The sequence below is a fragment of the Nocardia sp. NPDC060249 genome (assembly GCF_042728755.1).
In the GTDB taxonomy this organism is placed as follows: Bacteria; Actinomycetota; Actinomycetes; order Mycobacteriales; family Mycobacteriaceae; genus Nocardia.
The window spans coordinates 1-8,088 of record NZ_JBHXAQ010000007.1 but is presented as its reverse complement, the minus strand read 5'-3'; the positions used below and the strand labels follow the sequence as shown (position 1 = coordinate 8,088).

8 protein-coding genes are annotated in these 8,088 nt (G+C 67.6%); 4 read left to right on the top strand and 4 right to left on the bottom strand.

Annotated features, from left to right (window positions below):
- Positions 1-115: 115 nt before the first annotated feature.
- The 3 genes from ACFWFP_RS23570 to ACFWFP_RS23560 all read left to right on the top strand — a co-directional run bounded on the left by ACFWFP_RS23570 (position 116) and on the right by ACFWFP_RS23560 (position 2,643).
- Positions 116-688: a Uma2 family endonuclease gene (locus ACFWFP_RS23570; RefSeq protein ID WP_379298889.1), complete on the top strand. Its 573-nt coding sequence runs from the start codon at positions 116-118 to the stop codon at positions 686-688.
- Positions 689-841: 153 nt separating this feature from the next.
- Entirely contained in the window at positions 842-1,927 is a 1,086-nt protein-coding gene (locus ACFWFP_RS23565; RefSeq protein ID WP_379298887.1) for an ATP-grasp domain-containing protein, read from the top strand.
- 536 nt (positions 1,928-2,463) lie between these two features.
- The gene (locus ACFWFP_RS23560; RefSeq protein ID WP_379298385.1) at positions 2,464-2,643 is read left to right on the top strand and encodes a hypothetical protein; all 180 of its coding nucleotides are present in this window, start codon (positions 2,464-2,466) and stop codon (positions 2,641-2,643) included.
- A gap of 71 nt (positions 2,644-2,714) precedes the next feature.
- Here the strand turns inward: ACFWFP_RS23560 and ACFWFP_RS23555 are convergent, their stop codons facing one another.
- Complete coding sequence (locus tag ACFWFP_RS23555; protein ID WP_379298383.1) at positions 2,715-3,356, bottom strand: TetR/AcrR family transcriptional regulator; 642 nt, start codon at positions 3,354-3,356, stop codon at positions 2,715-2,717.
- Positions 3,357-3,453: 97 nt separating this feature from the next.
- On the opposite strand from ACFWFP_RS23555, the gene ACFWFP_RS23550 reads away from it, so the two are divergent.
- Positions 3,454-4,449 (top strand): NAD(P)-dependent alcohol dehydrogenase, encoded by a 996-nt coding sequence (locus tag ACFWFP_RS23550; RefSeq protein WP_379298381.1) that lies wholly within the window; start codon positions 3,454-3,456, stop codon positions 4,447-4,449.
- A 15-nt stretch (positions 4,450-4,464) separates the two neighbouring features.
- Here ACFWFP_RS23550 and ACFWFP_RS23545 read toward each other — a convergent pair whose 3' ends face one another.
- The 3 genes from ACFWFP_RS23545 to ACFWFP_RS23535 form a co-directional block, all read right to left on the bottom strand.
- Positions 4,465-6,438 carry a 5-oxoprolinase/urea amidolyase family protein gene (locus ACFWFP_RS23545; RefSeq protein ID WP_379298885.1) on the bottom strand — a complete coding sequence of 658 codons (1,974 nt, stop codon included), beginning with the start codon at positions 6,436-6,438 and terminating at the stop codon, positions 4,465-4,467.
- 134 nt (positions 6,439-6,572) lie between these two features.
- Positions 6,573-7,187 (bottom strand): urea amidolyase associated protein UAAP2, encoded by a 615-nt coding sequence (locus ACFWFP_RS23540; protein WP_379298379.1) that lies wholly within the window; start codon positions 7,185-7,187, stop codon positions 6,573-6,575.
- Positions 7,184-7,933 (bottom strand): DUF1989 domain-containing protein, encoded by a 750-nt coding sequence (locus ACFWFP_RS23535; protein WP_379298377.1) that lies wholly within the window; start codon positions 7,931-7,933, stop codon positions 7,184-7,186. Before ACFWFP_RS23535 ends, ACFWFP_RS23540 begins: the two co-directional genes overlap by 4 nt.
- Positions 7,934-8,088: the final 155 nt, after the last annotated feature.

Genomic DNA, 8,088 nt, shown 5'->3' with positions numbered 1-8,088 from the left:
GTTGCACGTTCGGCCGAGTGATGAGCTGGTTCAGCACGATGGCTGAACTAGAACTGAGCGTTACCAGTGCGTTCATCTGACGAGCTCAGCAAGGTAGGAGGTGGGTTCCGTGGCGATGCCGGTGCCGCATTCGGCCGAGTGGACCGCTGCTGATCTGGATCAACTACCCGATGGCGGACTGCGTTACGAGGTATTGAATGGCCAGCTTGTCGCGAACGCCGCACCCAAGCCGAAGCATCAGTGGTTGATCAAACGGCTGACCCAGGTCCTTGACGCGTGCGTTCCCGTCGATCACCTGGTCCTGGACGGTGTCGGCGTACTCATCGGGGACGACGAGCCGATCCCCGATCTGATGGTGGTCGCCGGATCGATCGACTGGAATGGACGCGGGGTTCCGGTGGGCCAGGTCGCGCTCGCCGTGGAGGTCGTGTCGAAGTCGACGACATTGCAGGACCGATTGGTGAAGCCGGTTCTGTATGCGCAGGCCAGGATTCCGACGTACTGGCGATTCGAAATCAACCCGTTCAAAGGCTGTCTCGCCGACGAGGAGTTGCCGGTGCTGTTCGCCTACGCCCTCGGCACCGATGGTGAGTACGAGCAGACACACCGTGCGTCGGCGGGTAATCCGGTGACTCTACGTTCGCCCTATGAAGTCACCTTCGATCCGGGCGCGCTCCTCCCCCGCTAGGTCGGCCGTTCATTCACTGTTCCGGCGTGCCCACGGAACGGAGTCCGACTCGGCGGGATGGATGTGACGTGGGTTCCTTCTGCTCGAAATGTGCTCGAAGCAGAACCGAGATAGGGTCCGGTTCTCTCCGAGAACAAGAAGGGAGCGGTTGGTATTACGCTTCGGGTTTGGCTGAGCAGTGCGGGGGCGGCAACCGTGCAGGTCATGCGGTTGCTGCGGGAGAATCCTGACGGGGTGGCAATCAGTATTCATGCCAGCAATGTGGATCCGAGCGCGGCAGCTCTCTCGGCGTGTGATGTGTCGGTGATCGAGCCTCGGTACGTCAGCAACGAGCAGTATGCGCAGTTCGCGCTCGACTACTGCCGAACGCACCGGATCGATGTGCTCATCCCGCCGCGCCGGCTCGACGCGCTCGCGGGCCGCACGGCGGACTTCGCCGCGGTCGGTACCAGTCTGATGTGTTCGCCGCTGTCCGCGGTGACGGCGCTGACCAGCAAGGTTCTCACCTACGAGATAGCCGGTGCCGCGGGAATTCCGGTGCCGCCATGGCGCGAGGTGTCCGACGTCGACGAGTTCTACGCTGCTGTCGACGAGCTCTCGCTCACGGGGGAGACGCTGTGCATCAAGCCGAGCGGAGAGTACTCGGCGTTCGGTTTCCGCATCCTCGACGACCGTCCGCTGACCATGGCGAACCTGCGGGTCGCGCCCCGGCCGGTGGCCTCGGTCGAGGCGGTCGCGGGGGCGATGCGCCGGGCGGCGGAGGAGGGCGAAGCGGTGCCACCGCTGCTCGTGATGCCGTTCCTCGAAGGCCCGGAGATCAGCATCGACTGCCTCTCCGCCGCGGGCGGCGAACTGCTGATGGGTATTCCGCGAGCCAAGCAGGGGCGCTTTCGCATGCTGCTCGACGATCCGGCCCTGGTCGACATCGCCCGCCGACTCGTACGCCACTTCGAACTGGCCTATCTGACGAATATCCAATTGCGCTATCGCGGTGGGCAACCGGTGCTGCTCGAGGCGAACCCACGACCCTCGGCGGGGTTGTTCCACACTTCGTTCGCCGACGTGAACCTGCCCTGGGCCGCGGTTCGGCTACTGCTGCAAGGAGATTCAGGTTTGCGGCAGCCCCCGCGCCTGGGCGCCTGCCTCGCCGTCGCGGAAGCGGTCATGGAGGTCGCACCACACTCGGACGGTCAGTTCCCCGGTGCCGTACGCAGGAGCGCGGACCTGGTTCCTGGTTGATCGGCCCCGATGCGCTCGCGATCGCCTCACCGCGGCCCGCCTCACGATCCAGAAGTCCTCGGTGGCTGCGGGGTTCCCGCCGATTCCGACGCACAGCGCGACGAAGACGAACCAGCCGGCAATGGCCCGCCACGGATGGCGCGCGCTGGCAACGGCGATCAGTACCAAGCGATTTCGCTTGCCGTCACTGCTGGTCGGGAGGCCGATGCCAACGGCAGCATCGACCGGTCGAACTTCGATCGGTGGACGGCCTCTGGCCACATACCGGGACGGTAACCGCGGTGGGCGAAGGTCACCAGGCGGTAACGCTCGGCATTTCCGGGCGTCACGCCGGGAAATTCGTCGGCTGCTGCGGCACGCGGGCATCGCGGGGGTCACCGTCGGTCCCGAAAGTGACACTTCCGCGACACCACTGCGTCCGACGTGATGGATTTTTGTCTGGAATTTGCCCCCGCCCCAGCGAACACTGAAAGAGCGCGCAGCTAGGAATCAGCAGCTTGGAACCAATCGAATCAACCCGAGGGAAGGATTCCCCCATGTCCGCGAAGATCAGTAAGGCAGCCGCGGCGGCCGCCATCGTTCTGGCTCTCGGCGCTGTCGCCGCTCCCGCGGCCTCGGCTGCCGTGCCTGCGCCGCAGGCTGCCACCCCCACCGCATCGGAAGTCGGATCGGTGGCGTTGTGCTTCCCGCTGGGCAGCGTGGAGATCTGTATCTGATCGCACCGTCGTCCGTCCACTGTTCTCCTGGCGGGACAGAACCGTGATGATCATGGTTCTGTCCCGCCTTGTCAGTGGGGGAGCAGGTCGGCCAATCCTTCGAGAAGCAGATCGAGGCCGAAGGTGAAATCCGCCGCGCCGGAGTGAGCTCCGGTGCTGACGAGCGCGGCCAGCGCGTGCATGTGGGGATGGGTCTCGGTGGGGATGAGCGGTAGGAATCGCTGCGCGGCCGCGGCGTATTCGGAGGGGTCGAGGGGGAAGTTGATGGCCTGGACGGTGAAGCCGTAGATGTGGCTGTCCAGGGCGTTCCAGGCTCGGTCGGCCTGTTCGTAGGTGAAGCCCGCGGTGATCAGGCAGCCGAGGGTGGCGTCGATGTAGCGGAGCATGGCGGGGCCGACATTGACGCGGGAGCCGAGTAGGCCGGTGGCCCAGCGGTGGTTCAGCAGGACCTCGTGGGCGGAGGTGGCGCGGTGGCGGAGTTCGGCCCGCCAGTCGCCGCCCGATCGGGGGACATAGATCTCCGCGACCACCAGGTCGATGATGCCGTCGTAGAGGTCGTCCTTGTTGGCGACGTGGTTGTACAGCGACATCGCTTCCACGCCGACGGTCTTGGCGAGGTTGCGCATCGACAGGGCGGCCAGGCCCTGCCGGTCGGCCAGGTCGATGGCCGCACGCAGGACTCGTTCCCTGGTGAGTGGGGTGCGTGGCGGCATGGGGGCTCCTGACTGTTTCCTTGACCTACTTACGGCGTAAGCGTAGCGTCTCACGGGAGAGGCTTACGCTGTAAGTGCGAGACGAGGGACAGTGCTCATGACCGATGTGGAAACGGCTTCGATGACCGCCTGGATTGCCCCCCGGTACGGCGGGGGTGAGGTGCTGCGGACCGAGATCGTGCCGCGGCCGACGCCCGGGGACCGGGAGGTGGTGGTCCGGGTGCGGGCGGCGTCGCTGTGCAGTGGCGATCTGCATCTGCTCACCGGGACGCCGTATCTGCTGCGTCTCGGCTTCGGATTGCGCAGGCCCAAGCATCGGATGATCGGGCAGAACTTGGCGGGCGAAGTGGTCGGCGTCGGTGGCTCGGTGACGGATTTCAGGGTCGGGGATCGGGTCTTCGGTGAGGTCCCCAGCGGCGCGTTCGCGGAGTACGTCCGCGCCGACGCGGGTGCGTTCGCCGTTGTTCCCGCCGCGTTGAGCATGGAGGAGGCCGCGGCGATACCTGATTCGGGCATGACGGCATTGCAGGGCCTGCGCGACATCGGCAAGGTCGGGCCAGGGGACCGGGTGCTGATCAACGGCGCGTCCGGTGGGGTCGGCAGTTTCGCGGTGCAGATCGCGAAAGTGCTGGGCGCGCACGTGACGGCCGTGTGCAGCACCCGGCACATCGAGATGGTGCGCGACATCGGCGCGGACGTCGTCATCGACTACACCACCGACGATTTCACTCGCGCGCAGGCGCCCTACGACGTGATCTTCGACCTGGCGGGCAACCGCACGCTGCGGGAGATCCGCCGCGTACTGGCCGCGGACGGCGTCTTCATCTCCTCCGCGGCCGCGCCGGGCAACAACTGGTTCGGCCCGATCCGATGGCTGGGACAGGTGGCGCTCACCGACCTGTTCGCGCGGCAGACTCTGAAGGCTCTGCTCATGCGACCCGCCGCCGCCGACCTGGAATACCTGGCCGGGTTGGCTGTCGGCGCCGGCTTGCGGCCGGTGATCGAGCGACGGTTCCCGCTGTCCGACACGGCACAGGCCGTCGCGGCGTTCGAGCAAGGGCACGCGTCGGGAAAGACCGTTCTCGTCGCCTGAGCGACCCGGTTGCCGTCAGTCGGTGAGTTCTCCGGCGGTGCGCCAGGATTGGCGCTCCTGGGCGAAGGCCTCGGCTTGGAGTGCGCGGAAGCCGGTGATGGAGTCGTCGTTGTCCGCCAGGAACTTGCGGTAGTCGGCGAGGCGGAAGTCGCCGTCCTCGGTGGTGATGTCCACCTTGCCCGCGGCGAAATCCGCGCGCAGGTCGAGCAATTCCGCCGCCTCCACCGGGTGCCAGCGAATGCGGTCGAAATAGCGTAGAAGCCAGGGGGTTTCGGGATCGGTGGCGAAGCGATCCACGCCAGGGCCTGCGGTGCCGGTGGGACGGGCGCGGTGGTTCCAGACCTGGGTGGTGCGACCGACGAATTGGTAACCGCCGGGGCCTTCCATCCCGTAGATGCAGAGGTAGGCGCCGCCGATGCCGACCGCGTTCTCGGGTGTCCAGGTGCGGGCCGGGTTGTACTTGGTGGTGACGAGGCGGTGGCGGGGATCGGTGGGGGTGGCTACCGGGGCGCCCAGATAGACGTCGCCGAGGCCGAGGACCAGGTACTCGGCGTCGAAAACGGTCTTGTAGACGTCATCGACGGAAGAAAGACCGTTCATGCGGCGGATGAACTCGATGTTCCACGGGCACCACGGGGCATCGGCGCGGACACCGTGCATGTAGCGGGTGATCGCTTCCCTCGTGGCGGGGTCGTCCCAGGACAGCGGGAGGTGAACCGTACGGCTCGGGACCACCAGTTGGCCGGAATTCGGCAGTTGCGCTTCGGCTTCGGCGAGGAGGTCGAGGAGCCGGGGAATCGGCAGCACGGCCGGGTCCACCCTGATCTGGAGGGAACGGATTCCCGGAGTGAGCTCGATGACACCGCGCAGGCCGATCGCGATGAGGTGCTGGTGCAGGGCGTGGACGCGGGCGCGAAGGCCGAGATCCAAAGTGAGCGTGCCGTATTCGACGAGGACGCCGTCGTCGCCCTGTCGTCGGTAGGTCACGCCGGTTTCGTCGTCGACTTCGGTCCGGCGCAGGATGCCGTCGTCGCCGTCGCGGCCCGCTGAGAGGACGGTGCCGAACGCCGCCCGTCGGCGGGCGCCGAGTTCTGCCACGGGAGCGGCGTGTTCGGAGCGGATGGGCACGAAGCGAACCTTGTCGCCGGGGGTGAGCTGGCCGAGCTTCCAGCGGTCGGCGGCGACTACGGTCACCGGGCAGACGAAGCCGCCGAGGCTGGGGCCGTCCGGGCCGAGCAGGATCGGGGTGTCGCCGGTGAAGTCGAGGGCGCCGATGGTGTAGGCGTTGTCGTGGATGTTCGACGGGTGAAGGCCCGCTTCGCCACCGTCGGTGCGGGCCCATTCGGGCTTGGGGCCGATGAGGCGGACGCCGGTGCGATCGGAGTTGAAGTGGACTTCGTAATCGGTGCCGACAATGGTGTCGAAGTCGTGGCGGGTGAAGAACTCCGGTGCGCCGTGGGGGCCTTCGGTGACCGCGAGTTCCCAGCGGTGAGCGAAGGCCGGCTGGTCGGCCATCGGGATGGCGGGCGCGAGACAGGCCGACGGCGCGCCCAGCGTGAGTGATTCGTCGGCGCGAAGGGCGGCACCGGTGCCGCCGCCGAACTTGCCGAGCGTGAATGTCGCCGCGCTGCCGAGGAATTCGTCGATCTCGATGCCGCCCGAGAGCAGGATGTAGGTCCGCATGCCGGGTCCGCGGATCGCGCCGACGTCGAGCACGCCGCCCGCCGGGATCTCGACGGTGCGCCACTGCTCGACCGGGACGCCGTCCACCCGGACATCGGCCACCGCGCCGGTCACACACACCCACGTGGGAGCCGAGAACCGCAATGCGGGCCCGCCCAGCGTGCACTCCAGCCCGGCCGCGCCTTCGGGATTGCCGAGCACTCGGTTGCCGAGGCGGAACGACAGGTCGTCCATCGGGCCGGACGGCGGAACTCCGATGTGCCAGTAGCCGATTCGGCCCGGCCAGTCCTGGATGGTGGTCTGCATTCCGGGGCGAACGACCTCGATGTGCCGCTGCGAAGGAGAAGGCGCTGCGGTAGGCGACTGCACTCCCGAGATCGTCGCGGCCGCCGCGTCCGAGGTGACGGATGGGGCGTCATCGACGCGGGTGCCGGTGAGGCTCATCGGGTCACCACCATGCGGACCGGGGTCGGGTCGAAACCGTTGCAGGGGTTGTTGATCTGGGGGCAGTTGGAGACGAGGACCAGGGTGTCGATCTCGGCGCGCAGGGTGAGCTTCTTGCCGGGGGCGGAGAGTCCGTCGACGATGCCCAATGTGCCGTCCGGCTCCACGGGGACGTTCATGAACCAGTTGATATTGGAGACCAGGTCGCGTTTGCCCAAGCCCCATTCGAGGGCGGCGGTGAGGAAGTTCTCCACGCAGGCGTGCTGGTGGCGGGTGTGGTGCCCGTAGCGCAGGGTGTTGGACTCCTGGGAGCAGGCGCCCGCGATGGTGTCGTGGTTGCCGACCTCGTCGTCGACCACCGTCATCAACGGGGTGCCGCCTTCGGTGCGCAGGACGCTGCCGGTGGTCAGGAAGATATTGCGCTGGGCGGCGACGGTGGCCTGGGCGCTGTAGCGGTCGGTGCGGTCGGCGGCGGAATAGAGCAGGCAGTCGACGGCCTGGTTGCCGTGCAGGTCGATGATGTCGAGGTGATCGCCCGCGCGGACGATGGCCGACCACGGCGCCTGGGCGGGAACGGTTTCGTCGAGGACGACGGTGCGGGTGACGGTCATGCCGGAACCTCCGTGTTCAGTGCGGCCGTCCAGGCGGCTTCGGTGTTCTCCACGGCCCGTCGGTATTCGGGGTCGTCGTTGCGGGTGTCCAGATCCGCGGGGGAGGGCCAGGCGAGAAGGTCGAGGTCGCCGGTGGGGCGGTCGTCGAGGGGGTGCGGGGCGTTGGCGACCAGGAGGGTCACCGGGAGATGGACGATCAGGTCGATGGTGGCGCCCGCGTCGCCGTTGCCGGTCGACTCGATCGCACCGTTCGGTGCTACGCGAGCGCCACGGAACAGGGCGATGGAGGGGCCGACGTCGCGAGGTTCGAGGCCCTGTTTGGCGGCGGCGAGATGGAGCTGGTGGCGGCCGTCGGTGGTGGGGCCGCACAGGGTGTCGTGGTGGCCGTCGGAGTCGGTGAGGACAGTGGCCAGGACCCGGCCTTGGTCGGAGAGCAGCGGGTGGCCTGCGCTGAGGTAAGCCTGCCACGGGACTTTCACGGTGTCGGCGACATTCAGCCGCTCCCAGGGGGATTCGGTTCGCAGGAGGAACAGGTGGGCGCAGGTGGTGCCGGAGGGGTCTGCGAGGCGCACTCGAGTGCCGCGGCCGAGCACGATGTTCGCGTAGCCGCCTGCGGGGATGCGGTGTGCGGCAACGATGGTTGTGGGATCTATGTCAGGGGGTGTCTCGGGGGTGGTGATGGTTGCTGCTGCGGCTTGGGCGCGGGCGTGGGCGCGGGCGCCGGTGGTGGAGTGGGTGTTCGTCATCGTTGACCTCCTGGATGACCTGGGGTGGAGTAGTCCCAGACGGTTTGACGCTGTGTTTTTGGCGCGCTGGCGCGCGCGTGTCCGCGGCCCTGAGGGGCCGCCGGTCAGGCACCGGTGCTTGCTCCTTCGTCGCCTACGCACCGGCGCCTGACCGG